A 23,758-nucleotide genomic window follows, 5' to 3' on the forward strand; every position below is an offset into this window, starting at 1 on the left:
ATATAAATTTCCTGGTGAGAAATCGGGTTAGGAGTAACCGTTGCAGCCGGACCCGATGGTAATCTTTTAAGTATATGAATGAGTCGATAGATGCGATACGTATAAATTTAGATGGCACGGGATTGCTAATCATGAACATCTCGCTTGCCATTATCATGTTCGGAGTTGCTCTGGAGTTAAGCGTTGGGGATTTTAAACGATTGCTCAAGGAGCCTAAATCCACGCTTGTGGGATTGTTTTCTCAGCTGGTATTGCTACCGGCCGTAACCTTTTTACTGGTGCTTTTTTTCGAACCGCATCCTAGTATGGCACTGGGCATGTTCATGGTGGCAGCTTGCCCCGGAGGAAATATTTCAAACTTTTTCTCTCTTTTGGCGAAGGGGAATGCTGCTCTTTCTGTAAGTATGACTGCTATTGTCACACTTACGGCAATAATTATGACGCCTTTCAACTTTACACTCTGGGCCAGCCTGTATGAGCCCACCAATCTCATCCTCAAAGATATCTACATTAATTTATGGGAGGTTTTTAAGATTATCGGTCTTATTTTGGGAGTACCCTTATTTTTGGGAATGATAGTGCGACGTTATAGAGAAAATGTGGCCGACAAAATCTCCTATTGGATTAAGACTTTCGGGATCTTATTCTTTGCCGGTTTTGTACTTGTTGCTTTTGCAATGAACTTTGAGAAATTCATTTCCTATGTGCATCTGGTAATTGTGCTGGTTTTCTTTCACAACGCCTTTGCGCTTTTGGGTGGTTATAGCTTGGCATCTGCTTTTAATCTGCAGGAGCAGGATCGCAGATCCATTGCCATCGAAACAGGAATACAAAATTCTGGTTTGGGGCTTTTACTCATATTCAACTTTTTCGATGGATTGGGAGGAATGGCGCTTGTTGCGGCCTGGTGGGGTATATGGCACGTCATCACCGGTCTGACAATCGGGTGGTATTGGTCAATCGGCAAATCAACGCTGAAAAGTGTGTTCAGTACCGGGTAGTAGTTGATAACCTTTCCAAAGGTATTAGGAGCTAGTTGTTATTCAACTGCATTAAGTAACTTTGGAAAGGTTATTATCCCTTATTTTTATCTGTATTTTCAGAGATCTAGTCTCGGCCCTGCTCCGAGACTACGAGTAAATGTTCTGCGTTTGGTTTAACTCCATATTGAGAGGCCCAAGTGTTTAAAAAAGACGCGGAGCGTCCGCCTTCTGTTCAACCGCAGAGCGGCTGAACGAGATTGATAATCTTTCTAAAGGTATGGAGAGCTCTGGTTGTTATTAATTGCACATGATACTTTTGGGAAAGTTATTCATTGCCTTTGCGTAAACGCATCTTCGAAATGTTTGATATCCGGTGCTTCATTCTTCTTTTGAAGGATGGATATCACATCAAAACGCACCGGCACGCCATCCATTTTTCGTTCGTAAATCCAGGCTTCAGCTGCTTTATAAATGTTCTCTATTTTATCCTTATCGACAAATTCTTCCGGTTCGCCGAACTTGTTAGTAGAACGTATTTTAACTTCAGCAAAGACGATCCAGGTTTCATTATCATAAGCCACAATATCAACTTCGGAGCGTTCAAAGTGATAATTACGCTCCAAAATTGTATAGCCCTTCGATTCCAGGTAGGCGGCTGCTAATTCTTCGCCATCGTCACCGATTTCTCGCGTTGATTTGTTGCTCATTGCGTGTCGGATGGATTTGTATCAGAATCTGAACCGGTAATTGAGTGTTTCATTTCGGCCAGTTTCACAAGATGCTTTAGGAATTTAAGATTCTTTTTGTTGATGTATGGGAGTAGTGCTCCGGTAAAACGTTCAAACATTTCCAGGAATTCGGTGAAATTTTCAATCCGTTCCCGGAACTCTTCCTCTTCTTCTGTTAGCGATTCTTTTGCTTCCAGAAGTCCAAGCGTCTCGTTGAGGTTTTCCCGAATCGGGGCTACTTCGCGCTGCTGCCGCTCTCGAATGATGGTTGATACAATAGTCCAAACATCCTTTTCGGCGGTATAATAATCTTTTCGTTTTCCCTTATAGTGTACTTTGTGGATCAGTTGCCACCGCAAAAGATTTCGCAGATTCATATTTGCATTGCCGCGGCTGATATCCAGCTGATCCATTATAGTATCGGTGTCCAGCGGTTCCGATTCGGCATACAGGAGCGCGTGAATTTGGGCCATTGTCTTGTTGATGCCCCATGCCGATGCCATCTCCCCCCAAAGCAGAATAAATTGCTCTAAAGCTTCTTTATGCGTTTGGGAGCGATCGGAATTCACAACTCATGAGTTATTATTGGAATGATTATCCAGCCGTTCCATTAGTTGATGAACTTGCTTCACTATTTCCCTGTGTAGAATGGCTTCCGTTTTGATCTTTGTTTTTATAATCCGTGACATAGAAGCCATCACCTTTATAGACAACACCGCCGCCACCCGAAATCACACGTTTTACTTTTTGACCTGTTTCGGGGCATTTTTCAAGAGCATCGTCATTAATACTTTGTCGTACTTCAAATGTTGTACCGTCTTCACGTTTGTATTTATATGTAGGCATAGTTCAGTATTTTCTTTTATCGTTCAGCGCACAAGTAAAGCATAAATTGTGCCAAAATCTCTTTTAATGTACAAATTTGCAGTATCAGGATAGCTGTTCCAATCCTTTTTTCAGCCGTTTTATCGCTTCTTTTAGGTCATCCATCGATGAGGCATAGCTGAGACGGATGCCGTTCGGTTCACCGAAAGCATCGCCGGGAACAGCAGCCAGTCCGTGCTGCTCAATCAGATACATGCACAGTTCGGTACTGGTACTGATTGTCTCGTTATCAGTAGTTGACTGGTCGAGATAGTGCGAAATATCCGGAAACACATAGAACGCTCCCGAAGGTTTAAAACATTTGAGTCCTTCTATTGCTGACAGCGCATCAACAATAAAATTTCTTCGCTCCTTAAATGAATCACGCATTGTTTTCACAGCATCCAAATCTCCCCCATAAGCTGCTTCGCCGGCTTTTTGTGAAATCGCAGAGGGAGCCGATGTTTCCTGGCTTTGGATTTTGGCAACTGCATCAGCAAACTCCTGGGGCGCGGCCAGGTATCCCAGTCGCCAGCCTGTCATAGCAAAGCCTTTGGAGAAGCCATTGATTAACACCGTTCGTTCTTTTAGTTCCGGAGCGACATTAAGTACTCCAACATGATCATCCTCAAAAACAATGTACTCGTAAATTTCATCAGAAATTATATTTATTTGGGAATGATCTGCCAATACATCAGCCAGTGCTTTAAGTTCATCAGCGGTATAGCAGGTTCCTGTGGGATTAGAGGGACTGCACAGAATGAGCGCTTTCGTATCTTCGGTGATCGCATTTTCCAGCTGCTCGGCTGTCATTCGATAATTGTTTTCAAATGATGTTCGCACAGTAACCGGTGTTGCTCCAGCTATGTTGACCATCTGCGGATACGAAACCCAATAGGGCGTAGGTATGATAACTTCATCACCTTCATCGACCATAGCCAGCAGACTGAAACCCAGGGCCTGTTTGGCTCCATTCGTGCAGACAATCTGCGAGGGATTATAATCCAGATTATTATCGCGTTTAAGTTTGCGGACGATATTTTCACGCAGTTCAGGTGTCCCGGTGTTCATGGTATAGCCGTGGAACCCCTCATTTATAGCCTTTATGGCAGCATCACACACATGTTTGGGCGTATTGAAATCAGGTTCGCCGGCGCTTAAAGAGATTACCGATTTTCCTTGTCGCTTCAGTTCTTTGGCTTTAGCTGAAATGGCAAGAGTTTCGGAGGGAGAAACAGCCTGCGCGCGCTTTGATATCATAATCTTATATTAATCTGGTTGAGAGGTCGCATTAAAGAAGAAGGAAAATAGAAAAAAGTGGCCTCTAATTCTAAAGGATAAATATAATTTTGGGGATATCGATACTTGGTATAAGGATATTTACTATTCCTTATCTTTAAATTTTTCCCGCAGAGCTTCGCCCACATGTTCAGGCACAAACGAGGAAAGGTCGCCATCCCAATAGGCAATCTCTTTGACAAGCGAAGCAGATATGAAAGTTAACTGTTCGTTAGGCATCAGAAAAACAGTATCCACATCGGGAGCGAGACGACGATTGGTGAGTGCCATACGGAATTCATATTCAAAGTCAGAGACCTGTCGAACGCCGCGTACAAGTGTCTGGGCATTTTTTTCTTTGGCAAAATCGACCAGCAAGCCGGTAAATTGCTGTATCTCCACCCGGTCGGCCCACGGCTTGTCTTCCAGACATTCGGCAATAAGAGCTTCGCGCTCATCACCAGTGAACACGGTCTCTTTTTGGCTGTTAACGGCAATCGTGATAATAACTTCATCAAACAGGTCGGTAGCCCGTTCCAGAATATCCAGGTGACCGTATGTAATAGGATCAAACGACCCGGGATAAAGCGCCAACGTTTCCATGTTGTTATATGTAATTAGTTATTCGTGTTGACTGATTGAAAAAAGAATAGGGCAAAAATTGCATTCCAGAGAATAACATACCCCTAAATCCCTCCCGAAAGCTTTCGGGGGGGCTTTCTCCCCACCCTTTAAAACAAGGCGTTCCCCTCCGTGGGAGGGGACAAGGGTGGGTCTATATTTATCTGAAGCCATACTCAAAATCATTTAAACCTAATCGGTAAATGGGTTGATTATTGATAAATGTTGCTAATTGAACAAGGCTAAATTTTAAACGACTCTTACCAACCCAAAAAAAATAGTATATAAATTAAATTTGGACTTATTTATTAAAACTCCACTCCTTCTTCAGCAGTAAAAATACTGACATGAGTCCGGCCATATTCTTTGTAATACGCGCAATGCGGATGATCGTTGAAGTTGTGTCTCTTATCATGTTCAAGTATAAGCCATCCGCCTTCGGCCAGCCATCCGTCATTGACGATAGTTTCAATCATTTCGTGCATCAGCGGAAATTCATAGGGCGGATCTGAAAATACAATATCATAGGGCAATGGCATCCCTTCCAGAAATTTTTCAACCGGAGAAGTTACCGCCCTGATTTGATCGTCAATCTCAAACTCTCTGCACACCGATTCGATATGTCGAATATTTCGGCGGTCATTATCCACGAAAAGAACACTTTCGGCGCCGCGAGAGATAGCCTCAACACCTAAATTCCCAGATCCGGCAAATAGATCCAGCACTTTAGTATTGCGGATATACTTGCGGGCATCAAGAATGGAGAAAAGCCCCTCTTTTGTTCGTGCTGCGGTGGGACGTACGTTTAGCGTATTGGGGATATTTATCTGACGTCCCTTTAAAGTACCGGTAATGATGCGCATGTGAAATTTTGGTACTACTTTTTTCAGTTTAGATAACTCAAGTCAAAAGTAAGAAAAATTACTCTCTTTATTATAGATAGGATATAAAGAAGTTAGGGAGATATATATTTTGCCATTCCTTATATCCTTATACCTTATTTCCCTTTATCAATCATAGTTCAGAGCCAGCATAATGGCGGGGAATGCATTCTCCAGGTTAAAACCATAGGTTTCTTCCTCCGCATCAATCTGGATTTTATCCAGGGAATCCATTTTGGTGATTGTTCCGGCGTCATCCCAGAACGGTTGCAGAATTTCGATAACATTAAAGGCTTCAATCCCATAGACATAAACTTTCTCGTGAAGTCCCTTCATCCAGTTAAGCTGCTGGCTGTGTTGCAACCATAGATAAGGAAGATCTTGTATCTCGTCATAAGATATGTAGGTAGCGCCGCGCAATTTGCCAAGGATAAATGAACTGAGTGTAATACAACTTCGATAGCAGCAGATCGTCATGAAGGAACCACCGGGATTGGCATGTTGTACCCAACGCGAACCAATTTCAAAATCGCTGATTAAGTCGGTGGTAGAAGTGCTCGATACAACTTCTTGCAGTCCCTGAAATGTTTCCTCATTACGTAACAGTAAAAATTTGTAGTCCTGGTTACTAAGATTGTACCAGGTGGGATGAATTTTTTTCCGATCTATGCCACTCATTAAAATGTTGATATGCTTTTCACGCTCGTCAGAATCATCATACACGATTTTAGGGACGGCGGTCCAGCATTCTTGAGTGGGGAAAGAAAGAATACGGATATGCTGGATGTTGTATTCTTCTTTAACCTGTTGGATTGTTTGTTGAATGCCCCGAAAATGCTGCTCGGAATTTCCAAGCAGCGTTTCGGTGACATCAAAATTGAAGTTGAAGCATCCTATACGAGCCAGTTTATCTTGTTTGCTCGAATCGTTAACAGCATAAAAAAGCTGGTTTCCAAAAAAACAAAGCCCTAAGCTAGGATGTTGTTCCTCCATGTTTCCTTATTCCCAACTGGCAGCATTACGATCTGTTGTATTTTCCAGAGATCCGATGCGATCATCCGTGGCTGGATCTGCAAGCAAGTAAATTTGAGGTCTTAACGTATCATTAAGGGTGTATTCAAATTTGGGATGTGGCGGTCGTGGTGAATAGATCAGAGAGTCTGGATTATAGGGTTTATTCGGCTGAGCAAATAGTGAATCACCTTGCGCAAGCATGGTGGAATCATTATTCAAGAAGGAAACAAGAGAATCCAGTCCGCCCTCGGTAGGAGGGAATTCACCTTTAATGCGTTCATACTGCACCAGCGCGTCACGGACGGTTTTCATTTGTTGTCGAACTTCTTGCTGCATCTGTTCGCGTTCAACTACTTCTTGATATGGATCAACAATCGAATGGTAGAGCCAATACCCTAAGACGACAATAATGATACCCAGTACAATGCTTAATAATCGGTTGCGTTTTTCAACTTCCATGAGCAGATACGTATATAATTATAGTGATTTGCGAAATTTATGACTTTGAAAATACATGCCGACTTAGTGATATGCAACTTCAAGTGTTAAATGCTTGTAAAGGCTGGAAAGCTGTGAAATAGAGAAAAGCAGGAGCTAAGACTTTTCAGAAGGATATAAATGGTAAATCTTTTCAATAAAGTATGTTGAGAGTCCACGCTGACGAAATTTACCAACCTCATCCAGCTTAGACTGTTCGTGCATAAGATCGATCTGTAACTGATCTCCAAACAGTTCATTAACTTCTTCTTCCATCACAGAAAAAGGTGGACCGTCCATTTCTTCCTGAGGATATTCAAATGTCTGGAGAAGTATATGGGTATGAGGATTGCAGAGTGCCAGCAGTTTTTGGGTATAGTCTTTACGCATATCTGGAGGTAGTGCTACAATAGATGCTTTATCATAGATGAGATCGAGAGCAGGTATTTTGTCGGTCGGAAGCCGGAAGAAATCTCCTTCCCACAACTCAAAAGAATTTGATTTGTAGATCACAAAACCGTGGCTGGATTTCTTCCGAAATTCCTCTGGTTGTTCATTGATGAATTCTATAAGAGCTTTGCGCGACACTTCGACGCCGATAATATAACTTCCCTGCTCGGCCATCCACTGCATATCGATATTCTTGCCGCATAAGGGAACAAGAATCCGCGGATCAGATGTAAATGATAGTTGGGACCATATATCGGCTAGCTGCGGATGTACATCATTCATGTGCCAGCCAATATTATTTTTTCGCCAGCGGCTTTGCCAATAACTGAGTTCCATTTATTAGTGTCTCCGAGAGAGTGATAAAGTATCTAACTGCACAAAAATAGTATAATAACAATGACTATCATAGAATATGACCTGCTTTTATTGCCCATTGTAAAGGTGATTTATGCCATGATTTTAGGGGGATTAATGGGGCTTGAGCGGGAACTGGCAAAAAAACCAGCAGGTCTGCGTACGCATATGCTGGTTACCGGTTCGGCTACTCTGCTGGTAGTTTTGGGGGATATAATGATCAATAATTACAGTGGTGGAGCAGTTGTAGATGCTATCCAGGCCGATCCTATTCGTATTATGGAAGCAATAATTACAGGCATCAGCTTTTTGGGGGCCGGCACGATTATTTTCAGAAATAGAGATGAGACGGTCGAGGGATTGACGACCGCAGCTTCAATTTTGTTTGCTTCTGCAATAGGAATAACAGTAGCATTGGAGCAATTTTTACTGGCGGGTATACTTACCATTATCGCTATCGTAACTTTGTTTGGTTTGGGTTATATTGACGGCTTTATTCGTTGGCTGCGTAAATATGTTTATGGAACAAAACCCAAAGACTAAACAGATTCTAGTCGGTTGAATCGTAAAATTCTCAACCTTGCGATCCCCAACATAATTAGTAACCTCTCTGTGCCGCTTTTGGGCGCGGTGGATACCGCCCTTGTAGGTCATCTCGAGGAAGCCTACTATTTAGGCGCCATTGCAGTAGGCAGCATGATCTTCAATTTTATTTTTTGGGGATTTGGTTTCCTGCGGATGGGCACGACCGGCATCACCGCACAGGCTTTTGGGGAAAAAGACCGTACCGACAGTATTATGACGCTGGCCCGGGCGCTGACGGTGGCCTGGGTATTCAGCCTGCTGATCATTCTGCTCCAGGTTTGGATTGCCGACCTCAGTTTTTGGCTCGTCGAAGCATCCGAAGAGGTAGAGCACTATACGCGCATCTATTTTAACATTCGGATTTACACCGCACCAGCCACACTTTCGCTGTATGCCATAAACGGTTGGTTTTTGGGGATGCAAAATGCCCGTTACCCGATGATTGTTACTGTTTTCCTGAATGCGCTTAACATCGGACTGGATATATTATTTGTCTATGGAATGGATATGCATGTTGATGGTGTGGCACTGGGAACGCTCATCGCTCGTTACGCCGGAATTACACTAGCAGTTATTTTGCTTGTTACGCAATATAAAGACTGGCTGAAGGGATATGTACATGATCTGCTGCTCGAAGTAAAAGCAATGAAAAATTTCTTCACGGTCAACCGGGATATTTTCATTCGCACGTTGTGCCTTATATTTACCTTCTCATTCTTTACGGCAAAATCAGCCGAGTTCGGTGACGTTATTCTTGCAGCCAATTCTATTTTGCTGCAGTTATGGATGATCGTCTCATACGGCATTGACGGATTTGCCTATGCCGCCGAAAGCCTTATTGGCCGGTATACCGGATCTGATCAACAAAAACGTGTAAATCTGGCCGTGAAATATTGCTTTATCTGGGGGACGGGTATCGGTCTTGCGGCTTCGGCAGTGTATGCCATTTTTGATGTTCAGATCCTGCAGATTTTTACCGATCAGCAGGATGTGATTGAGGCGGCCTTAACGGTATTTTTCTGGACGATTCTTGGTCCGACGGTGAGTAGCTTCTCATATATCTGGGACGGCGTTTTTATAGGTGCCACCGAAACGGGACCGATGCGCGATTCGATGATAATTGCAACCTTGCTTGTCTTTTTGCCGGTGTATGGGATTGGAGTATTCTATTTAGGTAATCATGCTATCTGGCTGGCAATGACGCTCTTTATGATTGCTCGCGGTGCGACGCTAACATTTTATGCTCCGAAACATATTTTAGGAACGAGGTAACGAACCTTTCCAAAGTTATCAAATGCAATCAGCACCTAACACCTTTGGAAAGGTTCTCTTGGATGAAATAAATTCTTTGGGAGAAATGCGGTTGCTCTGACAGCAAGCAAAGCATCTGCGAACAGTTTAATTTGCAGAGATGTTGAAAAGATAGAAGCTATCAGCTTCTCAAACGGCTGTTTCTGCTGATAACTGAATGCTGACAGCCAGCAATTGTTGAAAACTGATTAAATGTAATGCATAGACGAACATAAAACTTGCTGATTGGATGAAAACAATACTCCTGTTACGTCATGCGAAATCATCGCATAACCGTTCTCGTATCAAAGACATAGACCGTCCGCTGACTGACCGTGGTAAAAAAGAGGCCCTTCAAATGGGAATGTTTGTGAAGGACATTAAAGCTCTGCCTGATTATGTGATGAGTTCTCCGGCAAAACGAGCAAAACAGACAGCACAGCATTTTGCTAAAACGGCCGGTCTTGATTCCGATCTCATTAGTTGGATTGATGAGTTGTATTATGGTGGCGCCCGCGATTATCTTACTGTCATACAAAAGACTTCATCCGGCATAGACGATATCTTAATTTTGGGGCATAATCCACTGTTAGAGGAGACGGTTTCACTGTTGTGCGATGATGAAGGTGTATATATCGTACGGATGGAGACATCGGCGCTTGTTTGTATAGAGCATCCTGCTATTGAATGGAATCAGATAAAGCCCGGTACGGCTCGAATAAGATGGATGATTACCCCGGATCTGATAAATTACATTCTGTGACACGGGATTCATCTCTTTTTTTTCGTCTCCTTGTGGTACTCTACTGCACAACGTGGTTCAATTTGGGTTTTATTGTTATGCCACAAAGATTCACAGAGAAGGCACAGAGTTACACAAAGATTTCAGGCCACGAGTTGCGGGTTATGCGCTGCAATATTGTAGTTGTGAGGAAGCTCTGCTCTCGAAGTAAATACAGATTGCTTGCTCTGCAGCACAACAAACTAAGGGTCATTCCGAAGAATTCAGTGGTTTCCTGAATGATGAGGAATCTCAATTGTATTGATGACAATGTAATTGGACTAGGGCAAATCCTGTGTTAACATTTGAAATCCCTCTCCCGAACCTTCGGGATCGGGATGACAAACAGAGGTGATATTGCCAGGTGTTGCTCTTAACCAAAGCAATCTTTTCTCAAATTTCCCATTTCTCAGCTATCAACCGGTTACCTCATTGTAATCATCCAGTCTCGAAGTCTGATCTTCCTCATCGATAATTTCCAGAATTTCGCTTACTGCTTCGTGCGGGTCCCGGAAAAAATGGTCAGGGCCAAGGTATTCCCGCAATCCCGATTTATCAACGATGTCGCGGACCGGCCCTTTAAGTCCGGTGATATATAATTCGATATCCCAGTTTTTAAGCGTGCCTATCATCGATTTTATCTGATCCACGGCAGTGGTGTCGAGCGTATTAATTGTACTTCCGTCAATAATAACATAGCGTGTTGACTCATTTCGCTCTCGACTTTTTTCGATGATATAATCTCTGAAGAAGTCGGCATTGACGAAAGAAAATGATGCATCTACCCGCAGTATCATGACTCCATCTATTGGTTTGGCTTCGGGATTACGCTCCATATTCTTAAATAACCGTGTGCCGGGAATAATACCGAGTTCAGCAACATTGGGTCGGCTGTATCTGTAGAGCATAAGAATCATCGATGCCACCACGCCGAGCAGAATACCCTCTTGAATACCTATTAGAAGCGTGCAAACCGCCGTAAAAATTGCGATAAGTCCTTCGCTGCGTCTGGTTTTATAAAGAAATTTGAATTCTGATATATCGATGAGATTGAGTGCCGAAACGATAATGATAGCTGCCAGTATCGGCATTGGCAGATAATAGAAAATCGGGGTCAGAAAAAGCAACGTTGCAATAATGACAAAGGAGGTAATGAAGTTAGCGAGCGGTGTTTGAACATTTGCCTGTTCTGAGGCTGCTGAACGTGAAAAGCTGCCCGAAACAGGAATAGATCTAAACAGGCTTCCAAAGAAGTTGGAAGCACCTATAGCCACAAGCTCATGATTGGCATCAATAATATAGTTATTGCGTTTGGCAAAGGTTTGTCCCAGAGAAGCAACGCTCATAAATTGTACCAGGGCCAATGTGAGTGCTGTGGGCAGCAGTTCCCGCATGTTATTAAAATTAATCTCCGGTAGATCAAATGAAGGCAATCCTGTAGGAATGCTGCCTACTAGCTGGATACTCGAATTTCCTAAACCTGTCAGCCATGATAGAAAAATACTAATAGCCAAAATGACTACTGATGCTGGGAAAATTGGTTTGGTGTATTTTAGTATTGCCAACAGTACAATTGCAACAGCTCCCCATAGGAACGTTTGCAGATGTATCTGATCAATCTGAAGAAGAATCTCATCGATAATAACAATGATGTATTGTGTTTGTGGTAACTCGATGCCCAACAAATAATTGAACTGACTGAAAGCAATAATCAGCGGCGCGGCAAGGGTAAATCCCGCAATAACAGGTCTGGAGAAGATATTGAATATGGCTCCAAGCCGCATTGTGCCCATCATCAGTTGGAGCCCCCCGGCCATCATTGTGAGGAGAATGGTTAATGTAATATACCGTTCCGTATTCGGTTCGGCCAAAAGGCTTACACCAGCGGCGACAATAAGCATATCAATAGCTACGGGACCGATAGAAAGATTCTTTGAAGTACCCAGCAACGGGTATATGAGCAATGGGATAACACCGGCATAAAGCCCATAAATAGGAGGTACGCCTGCAATTACAGCGTAGGCCATTCCCTGCGGGATAAACATAACACCCGTTGTGAGTCCTGCCGTTAGGTCCCCCTTGAATTTTCGGGTGTTATAATTGGGCAGCCATGTAGAAATTCTAAACGTTTTCTTGAGCCAATCTTCCATATCTTATAACGGCCAAAACATAGGGATAAATATAGTAGCTAAAATCCAAAAAATAATACAACTGTCATGATGCAGTTAATGGAAGAAACTGAAATATGTTTCATATCGACCAAATAAAAGGAATTAATATGATCATTACTATCCAAAGCAGGGCTTGCAACGGAAAGCCTACCTTAAAGAAATCACTGAATTTATAGTTCCCGGGACCATAAACCATCAGGTTGGTCTGATAGCCAATAGGAGTAAGAAAGGCCATTGAGGCTGATAACGTAATACCAATAATTAAGCCTCTGGCCTCAAAACCCTGCGATTGTGCAACAGAAAGTGCTATGGGAAACATCAAAGCAATAGCTCCGTTGTTGGTTATAATTTGAGTTAAAACCGCTGTAACTAAAATAACACCGGCCAATATAGCCCGTGGACCATAGGCGACAGTAAGATCGACCATGCCATTTGCAATGACCTCTGCAGCTCCGCTTACTTCCATAGCTTTGCCCAGTCCCAGTGCTGCTCCAATTACAATGAGTACTGTCCAGTCTACAGCTCGCCGCGCTTCACCGGGTTCTATAACATCAAATGTTAGTAAAACGCCAACTCCTAATATGCCAGCCAGTGCTATATCCATAACACCTGCCGTCACAGATGTTATGATAGCTATTAATACCAAAACTGATACATAAAGGTCCTTGCCCACTGGTTTTTTAGGTTGTTCATCTTCGGCACCGACGCCTGGGTCTTCACCACCTGATTCACTGGTCAGGTAAAAATCCGTAGAATCTTCATATGCTTTTTGAAATCCGCGTTTTGTATCGAGCAAGAGGACATCTCCGGGTTGTAATACAAATTCACCCAGCGGCTGCTCGATTCGCTGATCACCTCGTCGTACCCCTGTTACAGCTGCACCGAAACGATCCAACATTTTGGCCTCTTCCACTGTTGATCCCACCAGTCGCGATCCTTCTTTGACAACAACCTGGTGGAGTTCGCGATCCTTTTTTTCTTCTCTTTTTATTTTACGTGGGGGTTGTACAGCCAGTCGTAACCCGGGATAACCCGTCAGGTCGGGGGTAATATCAGTGAAACCATCTTTGGGTGCATAGAACAGATGGTCGCCTTCACGCAACTTTTCATCTTCGGGGACAGGTGCAATTTCGTTGTCTTCCCTGTTGATGCGTGCTAGGTGGAAACCAGGAAATTCTTGAAGCCCGGCCTGGGCTACGGTTTGTCCAACAAGAGGAGTTTTATCAGTTATTTCTATTTCAACAAGCGATTTTCGCTGCTCCTCTTCTTCATCCCGTATATCCGACCGGTCGGGTGTAATTTTAGGAGAAATAAAGATGATATAAATGAGCCCAATGATAGCGCAGGGAACCCCCAGCCAGGCAAGTTCAAAAAAAGCAAGACCTTGAAGGTCATGTTCTTGCAAAAGGCTATGAGCAATAAGGTTTGTGCTTGTTCCAATAAGTGTACACGTGCCACCCAAGATGGCCGCAAACGACAATGGCATCAGCAATTTGGAGGCCGAAATCTTATATTTCCGGCTCCAGTGACGAATCGTGGGAATGCCCATCGCAACAATAGGTGTATTGTTGAGGAATCCTGAATAGATCGTAACGCTGGGGCACATCCTTAATAATATTTTGCGAATATTTTGACTGCCCGATCCCAGGATGATTTCGCCGGCTCGTTCAAGAGCTCCGCTATTACGCAAAGCTGCAGCTAAAACATAAAGGCTGCCAAGTGCTAGAAGGGTAGTGTTAGCAAATCCCAAGAGGGCAGTTTCTAGCTCTACCACACCACCAGCAACAACAATTGCTAATGCAATTAGTAGGACAGCGTCGGGACTCCATAAATCAAAATAGAGAGCTATAAATGCTAAGATTAAAACTCCGAAAACCAGTAGCTGATCTATGCCCATTTAACAGAAATAATTTTTAATAAATGATCCCTGCTGATTTGCGATATTTAAACAGTGAAAAAGAAATTTCCATTCAATATGCCATAAGGTATGAATAATTGTTTTGTCGTTCTATTTTATTTGTCTGATGCAGTGTCAAATCTATTACTGGTTACAACTTTCTGGTAAAATTGATTCGTCTTTAGGAGAGGTGAAAAATTCATGTAACCCTGTTCGCCAGCAGGTGAATCTGATCTGTTCAAAACATCATATTGTCATCGCACCATCGTAATATGCATACTTCAAAATATTTTCGGGTCAGCGAAACAATAGTACTTTATATTTATATTTGGCAGTAATGAGTTAAGAAGGTGCCCATATTTTTTCTTACATTAAGGCGGAAAAATCTTATAAGCATTAACAACATTAAGGTTTAAGGATATGAAGTATAAGCACAAGTTTTTTTATCTCTGCAAAACTCCACTTAGTGCCGAAGGTCCCGATGATGTAGAGATTATTGACCGGGCCGAGCATAACGATGAGTTTCCTGACTTATTCAAAGAATATGAGGAGTTGCGTTCGCACGCTTTTAATGAAGATAAACTGTACAGCATTATTCGTGCTGATGACATTTATCAGATATTGCGAACTGGCACAAGAGATGAAGCAAAAGAGAAAGCTTTTGAAGAAGCCCAGCAGGAAATTATTACTAATCTCCAGCATCGGGTAATGCAAAAAGATGACGAGGAAGCAAAAGCTATCTTGAAGGAAGTTCACGATATTGAATCTTAATCGGATTTGATATCTCCGTACAGTATTTGCTGTCATGACTGCAAAAAAGCGTCCCTTTTATATTGTTCATCAAGACAAGGATATTTTTGTAGTCGATAAACCCGCCGGCTTGCTAGCGGTACCTATCCCCGACAGCAATGTCAAAAACTTGTTTGATCTCGTAGCAGACCACTTGGCCAAACATGGGGTACGTGTTGGGGTGGTTCATCGTATTGATCGTTACACGAGTGGACTTATGGTATTTGCTAAAAACAAGCGGGCTTATGATGATCTCATTAGTAAATTTCGTAACCAAGAGCCTAAACGCACCTATCTGGCTATAGTTCGCGGAATTGTTGAAGATGATGAAGGGGTACTCGAACACCATCTGAAGCTTATCAAAGATGGATTTCGTAATATTGTGGTTGATCCGGGTGAAGAAGGAGCCACTCCTGCACGTTTATCATATAAAGTGAAAGAGCGCTTCCTGGAGAATACGCTTGTCGAAGTCCAGCTGGATACTGGATTAAAAAATCAGATTCGCGTGCAGTTTGAACATATTGGTCACCAGCTGGTTGGTGATCAGCATTATGCGCCGGAAGAAGAGTCGGAGCCATTGATTAATCGTCAGGCGCTGCATGCTTATCGGCTGGGATTTGAGCATCCCCGAACAAACCTGATGGTAGAATACGAAGCAAAGATTCCTGCCGACATGCTTAGGCTGATAGATAAATTCCGTTGGAAAAAAGAATCTCGGTCGGACTAAAAAAAATGGATAAAATTTTGACATAGTTTTGATTTTCGGTACCCCAGGCGTTAACGCCTGGGCTATCTATTCTTTTGCACTGGACAGGGGTGACACCTTGGTTTTGCAAAGCCCTCTTGGTACTATGTGCGTAATCTTGATTAAATAATGATGCTATGAAGCAAAAAGCTAAAACGGGATGGATCACAACAGTAGTGCTATGGATTTTTTTATCAGCCGGGTCTGATGTGTGGGCACAAAGTGACATTGAAAATCTTCGGGATCAGTTTAAAAAGGAATATTTCTCCGTTGGGGCACTTCTGCAAACGACCGGCGAATATCAGCCTGAAAGGATAGTTGATGACAGTTACAACGGATTTTCTATTAATAATGCTCGGTTTCAGATATTCGGAGAGGTGGATGGATTTGGTTATCAGCTTCAGGCTAATATGATTAACAGTCCTGCGATATTGGATGCCAATATCTCTTACAATCTCACTTCTGATGTTTCTGTTAAAGCAGGCTTGTTTAAGTCTCCTTTCAGCGGCGAATTTTTACGATCAGCAGCAGCTCTTGATTTTGTTACTCGTTCAGCGGCAGTAAGTCAGCTGGCTCCCAATCGCCAAATTGGATTGCAGTTGAGAGGCGGTCTTTCACAAAACAGGTTTCGTTATAAATTTGGTGTTTTTAACGGTAATGGCTTTGGGGAAAATCAAAATAATGATGGTCAGTTCTTATACGTAGGTCGTATGGAATCTGAAATTGCTACGGATGGTGAAGAAGGTGATTCTATAGTTTGGGGCATAAATGCCTCGTATGAACAAAAAGATGAGGTTTCTTCTTCTGGAAATCTGCGATCTACTATAGAGGGGGAACAGTTGCTTGCAGGAACGGATGTCAGAATCGAATACAAGAGTCTGATGCTGAACGGTGAATTTATTTATTCCTGGATATTGCCGGATTTTGGCGGTGAGGTAAACCCTTTCGGATATCAAGTTACTGCCGGGTATTTTGTGCTGCCTAATACACAGTTTCTTTTTCGCTGGGACAGATTTGAAGATAATATGATCAGCAGAACGGCAGATGAAGAGCGGCTGCTGGCAGGTCTCAACTTTTTTCCCGTATCTTTTTCCAAAATTCAGCTGAACTATATTTATCCTGTCGATCGTGAGATTGAATTTTCGCAGGTTTTTATTCGTTTGCAGCTGAATTTATAGATGCTACTCTTTTGTTTTTTGCTGAACCACATTCCTTACAGCAATTCTTTATCTCCCTAATAAGAAGCTTTTATATGCTTTAGGGAATGATTAGCAGCTTTCTTGTGTATTCATCTAATAGCAAAAGCAACTGCATTAGTGATTGATGGGGAGAGATTAGCGCCCCCAAATAAAAATTTTAAAGAGAGTTTTTTTGTGAATTGAAATCGCAATTAAAAAAGTATTTAACTATGAGTGCTGTAAAAACGGAAGAAAAAAAGTTGGATATTAATATTGGAATAAGTGAAGAGCATCGAAAAAAAATTGCCGATGAATTGTCCAGAGTACTGGCAGATTCATATATGCTCTACCTCAAAACTCATAATTATCATTGGAATGTGACGGGAGAACTGTTCCATTCGCTGCACGAGCAGTTTGAGGAGCAGTACACCGAGTTGGCAGATGCGATAGATGAAATTGCCGAACGCATTCGGGCTTTGGGATATCGTGCTCCCGGTACATTTAAAGAGTTCTACGAACTAACTTCTATTCAGGAGGATCAGGAAGAGCCTGAAGCTATGGAGATGGTCCGGCGACTGGCACTGGGCAACGAAAAATTATTGCGCACTGCTCGAGAAGCGCTAGAACCTGCAAAAGAGGCTGAAGATGAAGCGACCATTGACCTGTTGACTCAGCGTCTGCACGTACACTCCAAGACGGCGTGGATGTTGCGAAGTCATCTGGAATAGCTGCTTTAAGAAAATATTATATGTACGGATACGCCGCGGTGTATCCCAGCAATATGATTGAATATCAATTAAAACAAAATATTTATGGCTTCACGAGAAGAGTATATCGATAAGCTGGAAAAGCAGCTTAGAGAGTGGAATGCTCAAATTGACAAACTTCAGGAAAAAGCAAATAAAGAATCACAAGATCTGAAAGCAACGCTCGAAAAACGAATGGATAATTTGAAAGAGCAGCGTTCTGAGCTTAGAACAAAGCTCGATAAAATCAAAGATTCGAGTGATGATGTGTTTGATGATATCAGAAATGACACCGAGAAGCTGTGGAATGATGTAAAAAAAGGATTCTCGGAAATTCGGGAAATTGTAAGCGAGTAATTCACCAATCATAAATATTATTTAAAGAGGGCAGCTTTTAGCGCTGCCTTCTTTTTATTAAAACGGGGTTAGATATTATGGATCAGATCAATTCTTTTTCGGAAGATATTATGCCTTATCTCATTGACTATGGACTCGAAGTCATAGGTGCAATTATAATATTAATTATTGGTTTGGCTGCTGCCAAATGGATTGGCAAACGGGTTGAGCGGTATCTTGAGCGAACCGAGCGAATGGATAAAACGCTTGTTCCCCTGTTTGTCAAAACGGTGAAAATTCTCGTCATCGTTGTCACTATATTGGCTGTATTAAATCAATTTGGAGTAGAGACAGCCAGCCTTATTGCGGTATTAGGTACTATTGGATTAGCGATCGGTCTTGCACTGCAGGGAACGCTAAGCAATATCGCCTCCGGCATCATGCTGTTGCTGCTTCGTCCTTTTAATGTGGGAGATGCCGTCGAAATTGCAGGGACATCAGGCGTGGTGGATGAAATTGGTCTTTTTGTAACTGACATGCACACGTTCGACAATATTGCGGTGACGATGCCAAATTCAGAAATATGGGGCACCGAGATAAAGAATTATACACGAAATCCCACCCGCCGCGTAGATTTCGAGTTTGGGATCGCCTACGATGATGATATCAATAAAGCGATGCGTGTAATAAATGAAGTTCTGGATTCCGATCAACGGGTATTGGATGAGCCGGAGCCGTTGATAGCAGTAAATAATCTGGGCGATAATGCAGTGGGAATTCTGGCACGCCCGTGGACCCGAACCGAAAATGTTTGGCCGCTCAGGTTTGACATCACAAAACGTGTAAAGGAACGTTTTGATGAAGAGGACATTAGCTTCCCCTTCCCCCAGCGTGATGTGCACCTTTTTCGGGAAGAGGAGTAATAGTGCTTGTATTTTAAAGTTCAGAGCCGGTTTTCAAAGCCGGCTCGTCATATTATTGCATGTTTGAAAATTCTGATATCAATTGTATTAAGTTCTTCAGAAATATTATCTTAGTTAGACTCGAAAGCCATCAATATTAATAATCAGAATTGCCAAGCGCTATAAGAGATTCCTGTGAAGACTACTATGGAAGATAATAAGCAAACATCCGAATTGATATATGAGGGTGAACATGTATTTCTAACCGAAAACAACGAGCTTTATCTAAAGCAAGACTGGGAAGGCAACCAGCGGAAGTTGTGTGAGATAAGTGAGGAAGAGCTCGAAAATAAGATCGCTGAACTTGAAGCTTCTTTCGCTGAGCTGGAAAGTAAAGTAGATGATAAAATAAGCGGCGATGAAGTGGATCTGGATAAGATGGCTGCACTTGAAGAAGAGATTAAAAGCGCGAATGCTATTGGTGATTTTAAGAAACTGAAGAAGCGAGTAGAACAGAGAAAGTCAGAAATAAAGGTGGATGAGTCTGAAGCTGAATCTGGGATTGAAAATGAGAAACAAACGGCAAATGAAGAAAATGATGAACCTGAAAGTATGCAGCAGGTAGAATCAAAAGAAAAAGAGAGTACATCAGAAAATAAGGAAAAAGTTAAATCTGAAGAAGCGTCCGGGCAAGAGAAAGAAGCTCCGGAAGAGAATCAAGATGCAGCTGAAGCCCAAGCTGAAGAAGCAGATCAGAAAGAAGCGGAAGATGAGCATACCGATGAGGATCCGCTTAGTTATTATAAAGATATTGTATCCAAAGCCAGAGATTTGGCCAAGCAGACCGACTGGCCATTTGTATCTCAAGAGCTGGATAATCTGAGCCAGAAATGGTCGGAAGGACCGGATGCTGATGAGGATGAAATGGCCAAGTTGTTCCAAAAATTTAATGATGCTGTTGATGAGTTTGAGAAGCGTAAGCAAGAGCATTACGAGGAGCAGGAGAAGCAGCGCCAGGAAAATCTCGAAACGAAGCAAAAGCTGCTTGAAGAATTTGAAGGTATTATTTCAAATGAAACGTGGACGGCTACCCGTCGAGTGAATCAGATGAAAAGCCAGTGGAACAGTACGGGACCACTGCCATCGGGTAAAGGTGAGGAGCTGGACAAGCGATTTGAAGAATTGCTCGACATCTTTAACGAACATAAGGTCGACCGGCTGGTGCAAAAGCGTCAAAAAGAAGAAGATAATTTGATGCTGAAGCTGGTTGTGCTGGAGAAGATGGAGAATCTTGCCCAAGAGATCGATCATGAAACTGAAAACTGGGGCGAAATTGATGATAAGTTTGACGACCTGACAAAACAGTGGAAGAAGATCGGTCGCGTGCCCAAGGAAAAAGCCAACGAGGTTTGGGAACGATATAAAAATGCGCAGGATGAATATTACGATCGTAAATACAGATACGATCCCGAACATCAGAGTAAGGTTGATAAGTTTTATCACAAGAAAGAAAAGCTTTGCGAAGAGGCTAAGGCTCTGCTTGAAGAAGAGGATATTGCAACAGCGGCGCGAAAGATTAACAAACTACACCGCCGTTGGAAGAAAGTGGGTAATTTGCCGCAGCGTGACGAAGACAAACTGTGGGCACGTTTCAAATCGGCAACAGATGCTTTTAATGAGCGAAAAGCCAAAAATCAGGAGAAGATACAGAAGCAGGAAGAAGAGCACTATGAGCAAAAGCTGGAGCTGATTGACAAGGCAAATGCCATAAAAGACACCGACGACTTTGAAAAAGGGCATTCAAAGATGCAAAGTTATATGGATCGGTGGAAAGAGATTGGGCCTGTACCGCGAAACAAATCCGAGAAGATATGGAAAAAATTTAAAGGGGCGATGGATCATTTTTATGATCGCCGCCGGGAGCATTTCAAAGAAGTTAAAGAAGAGCGCAAAGAGAATCTTGAGAAAAAACGGGAAATTCTGGAAAAGCTCCGGGAGCTCGGCAAGCATGATGATCCGATAAAAGCGGTTGATATTGCCAAGGGGCTACAAGAAGAGTTTAAAAACGTTGGTTATGTGCCTATTAAGTACAAAAATAAGATGTGGAAGCAGTATCGAGAGGCGTGCGATGTAATCTATGATCGCATGCGGGCAGCTAAATCGGGTGATAAGTTTGACCAGGAGTTGGCGAAGGCCGATCTGGAGCCAGAGGATCGCAGCAAAATTCAGAAGTTGCGAAAAGAGTATAATAAGATTAAGAAAGATGCGAAAAAGCTGGAAAAAGAGGTTCTGAGATATAAGGAGAAGAAAACCTACTTTAAACCTTCTGGTGGTGGAAACAGTCTGCTTGATGAAGTAGAAAATAAAATTGAGAATATCGAGCAAGAGTTAGAAGAAAAACAGGAGGAGATGGATTCGATCACTGAAAAGATGGATCAGATCCGCCAAAGTTCCGCTGAATAGCAGAGTAAATTTGTTTTTATGCCTGCTAACTCTATTTTTACAACGTTTTAAATTTAAATAGAGCCGGACTAAGAAGGTACTCTATTACAAAGTATTCCGGGATGTTGGATGAAAATTTAGGATCATCTTAGCCGGTAGTTTAATTTTCATTATCACCTGCCAAAGATGGGCGAAAAGGAACATGAGGTTGCCATAACTTTTTGGGGCGTACGTGGTTCTACACCATGTGCAAACAAAAAGAATATGGAATACGGGGGAAATACAACTTGTGTTCAGATTCATATTCCGGACTCAGATGAAATTCTTATTTTAGACAGTGGAACTGGTATTCGGAATTTGGGGAATGAACTTATTGCCACATCCGATAGTCTAAGCGGGCGTATTTTTATTACTCATCCCCATTGGGATCATATACAGGGGTTCCCTTTTTTTAAGCCAATCTATGATTCTGACAATCATTTTAAAATTCATATGCCTGCCCAGGGAAATGGAAACTGCAGAGATATTCTGTCGGGTCATCTTTCTGAAACCTTTTTTCCTGTAACGCTGGATATGATTGATGCCAAGCTTGAATATATTACACAGCCTACTGAAAAGAAGGAATACGAAGGATATCAGATAGAATTTATGCTTGCCAATCATGCCGTAAATACGGCAATTTATAAAATCTATGTAGGCGATAAGCAGATAGTTTTTTGTCCTGATAATGAACTGAATCCTGACCATGAAATGTCAGTTTTTTACAGGGATTTGCAATCATTTATACGGGGAGCCGATGTCTTGATCCATGATGGACAGTATGATTTGGAAACGTACAAGGGAAAACAGGGATGGGGACATTCACCGTGGGAAGAGGTAGTGGAATTTGCTGCCGAGGCAGAGGTTAAGAATCTGTTTATTACCCATCACGATCCTGATTCTGATGATGATACCCTGAAATTACGCGATAAACGGCTGCAAAGAGAATTTTCCGATTATTTTGAATCGGCTCAACTGGCTAATGAAGACAATAACAAAATATTGCTGTAAAAACAGGGGAGCATCAAGATTACCCCCCCCCTTAGCTTTTTTAGAAATAAAATCTTGCGCCCAGGCCTCCATCCACATCAAAATCAGTAGAAGGAACGATATTAATTATGGGTGCAACTTCCAAAAACAGGCCGATGGGAGAATCCTCAAACAAATAATTCATTCCCACTGGTATACGGGCACCGAGAATAGCATCATTTTCGGCCAGAACTAAGCGAGCACCTACGCCGTAATACAGAGGTAATGTACCGGTATCCACCTCATCAAACACATCATAATTATGCCACAGGTAATCACCATGAATGTTTATGGCATCATAACGGCCCAACGACCACGAAAGCCCTAAATCAAAAGCATTGTTCCCGCCTGTCCACGATTTAAGGTTAAGTCCGGTAGGCTCACCAACCATAAAACCGATACCAAGATCTTTGTCGGTATCTTGTGCTTGTGATAGCGAATGCAATGATATTGCGAAAAAAGTTGCAAGTAATATCGTTGTTAATAGCTTTTTTATAGACATAATATTGTTTTCAGAATTTTTGGTAAGAATTGCTTCTGCAATGGGATCAAATTAAATGATAAAGCACGTGAAAAGTTCCATCGGGCTTTGGTAATGGATAATCATAAGATATATTCATGAGGTAAGATAATTTTTAATAAAGGAGATAATGTTATGGGAGACAGTTATTACGACCCTAAAGATTTAAAAAAATTTGAAGATGTAGAAGAATTCGGTCCGGAATTGGCCGAAAAATTTTTTGATTATTACGGTTCAGTCTTTGAAGAAGGCGCCCTGTCGGCCCGAGAGAAATCGCTAATTGCTCTTGCTGTAGCTCATACTGTACAATGTCCTTATTGCATTGATGCTTTTACTACCGATAGCCTCGAAAAAGGAGCTACCGAAGAGCAGATGATGGAAGCTGTTCATGTAGCATCGGCTATTCGCGGCGGATCTTCACTGGTTCACGGTGTGCAGATGATGAACAAGGTAAAAAATTTAAGTATGTGATTTCCAGTGAACAGTGAAACAGTTGGACAGCGCACAGTGTGTCAATGATCAGCAAAACAATCTCTAAAAAAATTTTGACACTGTATGAAGAAACCTGCAGCCTCCGATAACCGATAACCGATAACCGATAACCGATAACCGATAACCGATAACCGATAACCGATAACCGATAACCGATAACCGATAA

25 protein-coding genes are annotated in these 23,758 nt (G+C 42.3%); 13 read left to right on the plus strand and 12 right to left on the minus strand.

From position 1 onward, the window contains the following. The first annotated feature begins 74 nt into the window (after positions 1-74). Positions 75-1,001: a bile acid:sodium symporter family protein gene (locus tag ACT3ID_RS10035; protein ID WP_491541887.1), complete on the plus strand. Its 927-nt coding sequence runs from the start codon at positions 75-77 to the stop codon at positions 999-1,001. A 311-nt stretch (positions 1,002-1,312) separates the two neighbouring features. Here the strand turns inward: ACT3ID_RS10035 and ACT3ID_RS10040 are convergent, their stop codons facing one another. The 9 genes from ACT3ID_RS10040 to ACT3ID_RS10080 all read right to left on the minus strand — a co-directional run bounded on the left by ACT3ID_RS10040 (position 1,313) and on the right by ACT3ID_RS10080 (position 7,632). Further along, positions 1,313-1,690, minus strand: a complete 378-nt coding sequence (locus ACT3ID_RS10040; RefSeq protein ID WP_491541888.1) for a YraN family protein — start codon at positions 1,688-1,690, stop codon at positions 1,313-1,315. Further along, positions 1,687-2,280: a GbsR/MarR family transcriptional regulator gene (locus ACT3ID_RS10045; protein ID WP_491541889.1), complete on the minus strand. Its 594-nt coding sequence runs from the start codon at positions 2,278-2,280 to the stop codon at positions 1,687-1,689. The genes ACT3ID_RS10040 and ACT3ID_RS10045 overlap by 4 nt, the downstream gene beginning before the upstream one ends. Before the next feature lie 25 nt (positions 2,281-2,305). Beyond that, positions 2,306-2,557: an FmdB family zinc ribbon protein gene (locus ACT3ID_RS10050; protein WP_491541890.1), complete on the minus strand. Its 252-nt coding sequence runs from the start codon at positions 2,555-2,557 to the stop codon at positions 2,306-2,308. A gap of 84 nt (positions 2,558-2,641) precedes the next feature. Continuing rightward, positions 2,642-3,835 carry a pyridoxal phosphate-dependent aminotransferase gene (locus ACT3ID_RS10055; protein WP_491541891.1) on the minus strand — a complete coding sequence of 398 codons (1,194 nt, stop codon included), beginning with the start codon at positions 3,833-3,835 and terminating at the stop codon, positions 2,642-2,644. Positions 3,836-3,958: 123 nt separating this feature from the next. After that, positions 3,959-4,456 carry a pantetheine-phosphate adenylyltransferase gene (gene coaD, locus ACT3ID_RS10060; RefSeq protein ID WP_491541892.1) on the minus strand — a complete coding sequence of 166 codons (498 nt, stop codon included), beginning with the start codon at positions 4,454-4,456 and terminating at the stop codon, positions 3,959-3,961. Between the two features lie 326 nt (positions 4,457-4,782). After that, a complete protein-coding gene (gene rsmD, locus ACT3ID_RS10065; protein ID WP_491541893.1) occupies positions 4,783-5,337 on the minus strand; it encodes a 16S rRNA (guanine(966)-N(2))-methyltransferase RsmD in 555 nt (184 codons plus the stop codon). Between the two features lie 147 nt (positions 5,338-5,484). Beyond that, positions 5,485-6,348, minus strand: a complete 864-nt coding sequence (locus tag ACT3ID_RS10070; protein ID WP_491541894.1) for a hypothetical protein — start codon at positions 6,346-6,348, stop codon at positions 5,485-5,487. A 6-nt stretch (positions 6,349-6,354) separates the two neighbouring features. Continuing rightward, complete coding sequence (locus ACT3ID_RS10075; RefSeq protein WP_491541895.1) at positions 6,355-6,828, minus strand: hypothetical protein; 474 nt, start codon at positions 6,826-6,828, stop codon at positions 6,355-6,357. Between the two features lie 135 nt (positions 6,829-6,963). After that, a complete protein-coding gene (locus ACT3ID_RS10080; RefSeq protein WP_491541896.1) occupies positions 6,964-7,632 on the minus strand; it encodes a thiopurine S-methyltransferase in 669 nt (222 codons plus the stop codon). A gap of 60 nt (positions 7,633-7,692) precedes the next feature. On the opposite strand from ACT3ID_RS10080, the gene ACT3ID_RS10085 reads away from it, so the two are divergent. The 3 genes from ACT3ID_RS10085 to ACT3ID_RS10095 all read left to right on the plus strand — a co-directional run bounded on the left by ACT3ID_RS10085 (position 7,693) and on the right by ACT3ID_RS10095 (position 10,288). Then, on the plus strand, positions 7,693-8,193 hold the full coding sequence (locus ACT3ID_RS10085; protein ID WP_491541897.1) for an MgtC/SapB family protein: 501 nt from the start codon (positions 7,693-7,695) through the stop codon (positions 8,191-8,193). Between the two features lie 15 nt (positions 8,194-8,208). Then, positions 8,209-9,507: an MATE family efflux transporter gene (locus ACT3ID_RS10090; protein ID WP_491541898.1), complete on the plus strand. Its 1,299-nt coding sequence runs from the start codon at positions 8,209-8,211 to the stop codon at positions 9,505-9,507. 268 nt (positions 9,508-9,775) lie between these two features. Further along, the gene (locus ACT3ID_RS10095) at positions 9,776-10,288 is read left to right on the plus strand and encodes a SixA phosphatase family protein (RefSeq protein WP_491541899.1); all 513 of its coding nucleotides are present in this window, start codon (positions 9,776-9,778) and stop codon (positions 10,286-10,288) included. 434 nt (positions 10,289-10,722) lie between these two features. Here the strand turns inward: ACT3ID_RS10095 and ACT3ID_RS10100 are convergent, their stop codons facing one another. Next, a complete protein-coding gene (locus ACT3ID_RS10100) occupies positions 10,723-12,456 on the minus strand; it encodes a SulP family inorganic anion transporter (protein WP_491541900.1) in 1,734 nt (577 codons plus the stop codon). Positions 12,457-12,556: 100 nt separating this feature from the next. Beyond that, positions 12,557-14,374, minus strand: a complete 1,818-nt coding sequence (locus ACT3ID_RS10105) for an SLC13 family permease (protein ID WP_491541901.1) — start codon at positions 14,372-14,374, stop codon at positions 12,557-12,559. Between the two features lie 420 nt (positions 14,375-14,794). On the opposite strand from ACT3ID_RS10105, the gene ACT3ID_RS10110 reads away from it, so the two are divergent. The 8 genes from ACT3ID_RS10110 to ACT3ID_RS10145 all read left to right on the plus strand — a co-directional run bounded on the left by ACT3ID_RS10110 (position 14,795) and on the right by ACT3ID_RS10145 (position 22,562). Further along, complete coding sequence (locus ACT3ID_RS10110) at positions 14,795-15,145, plus strand: hypothetical protein (RefSeq protein WP_491541902.1); 351 nt, start codon at positions 14,795-14,797, stop codon at positions 15,143-15,145. Positions 15,146-15,179: 34 nt separating this feature from the next. Beyond that, entirely contained in the window at positions 15,180-15,890 is a 711-nt protein-coding gene (locus ACT3ID_RS10115; RefSeq protein WP_491541903.1) for an RluA family pseudouridine synthase, read from the plus strand. Positions 15,891-16,045: 155 nt separating this feature from the next. Continuing rightward, positions 16,046-17,086 carry a porin gene (locus ACT3ID_RS10120; RefSeq protein ID WP_491541904.1) on the plus strand — a complete coding sequence of 347 codons (1,041 nt, stop codon included), beginning with the start codon at positions 16,046-16,048 and terminating at the stop codon, positions 17,084-17,086. 230 nt (positions 17,087-17,316) lie between these two features. After that, positions 17,317-17,814 carry a Dps family protein gene (locus tag ACT3ID_RS10125; protein ID WP_491541905.1) on the plus strand — a complete coding sequence of 166 codons (498 nt, stop codon included), beginning with the start codon at positions 17,317-17,319 and terminating at the stop codon, positions 17,812-17,814. Between the two features lie 84 nt (positions 17,815-17,898). After that, positions 17,899-18,189: a sll1863 family stress response protein gene (locus tag ACT3ID_RS10130; protein WP_491541906.1), complete on the plus strand. Its 291-nt coding sequence runs from the start codon at positions 17,899-17,901 to the stop codon at positions 18,187-18,189. Positions 18,190-18,266: 77 nt separating this feature from the next. Next, a complete protein-coding gene (locus ACT3ID_RS10135) occupies positions 18,267-19,091 on the plus strand; it encodes a mechanosensitive ion channel family protein (RefSeq protein WP_491541907.1) in 825 nt (274 codons plus the stop codon). A 174-nt stretch (positions 19,092-19,265) separates the two neighbouring features. After that, positions 19,266-21,533: a DUF349 domain-containing protein gene (locus tag ACT3ID_RS10140; RefSeq protein WP_491541908.1), complete on the plus strand. Its 2,268-nt coding sequence runs from the start codon at positions 19,266-19,268 to the stop codon at positions 21,531-21,533. Positions 21,534-21,698: 165 nt separating this feature from the next. After that, the gene (locus ACT3ID_RS10145) at positions 21,699-22,562 is read left to right on the plus strand and encodes an MBL fold metallo-hydrolase (protein WP_491541909.1); all 864 of its coding nucleotides are present in this window, start codon (positions 21,699-21,701) and stop codon (positions 22,560-22,562) included. Positions 22,563-22,602: 40 nt separating this feature from the next. Here ACT3ID_RS10145 and ACT3ID_RS10150 read toward each other — a convergent pair whose 3' ends face one another. After that, the gene (locus tag ACT3ID_RS10150; RefSeq protein WP_491541910.1) at positions 22,603-23,082 is read right to left on the minus strand and encodes a hypothetical protein; all 480 of its coding nucleotides are present in this window, start codon (positions 23,080-23,082) and stop codon (positions 22,603-22,605) included. A gap of 153 nt (positions 23,083-23,235) precedes the next feature. On the opposite strand from ACT3ID_RS10150, the gene ACT3ID_RS10155 reads away from it, so the two are divergent. Continuing rightward, complete coding sequence (locus ACT3ID_RS10155) at positions 23,236-23,571, plus strand: arsenosugar biosynthesis-associated peroxidase-like protein (protein ID WP_491541911.1); 336 nt, start codon at positions 23,236-23,238, stop codon at positions 23,569-23,571. Positions 23,572-23,758 lie beyond the last annotated feature (187 nt).

It is taken from the genome of Fodinibius sp. GM108, assembly GCF_058386985.1.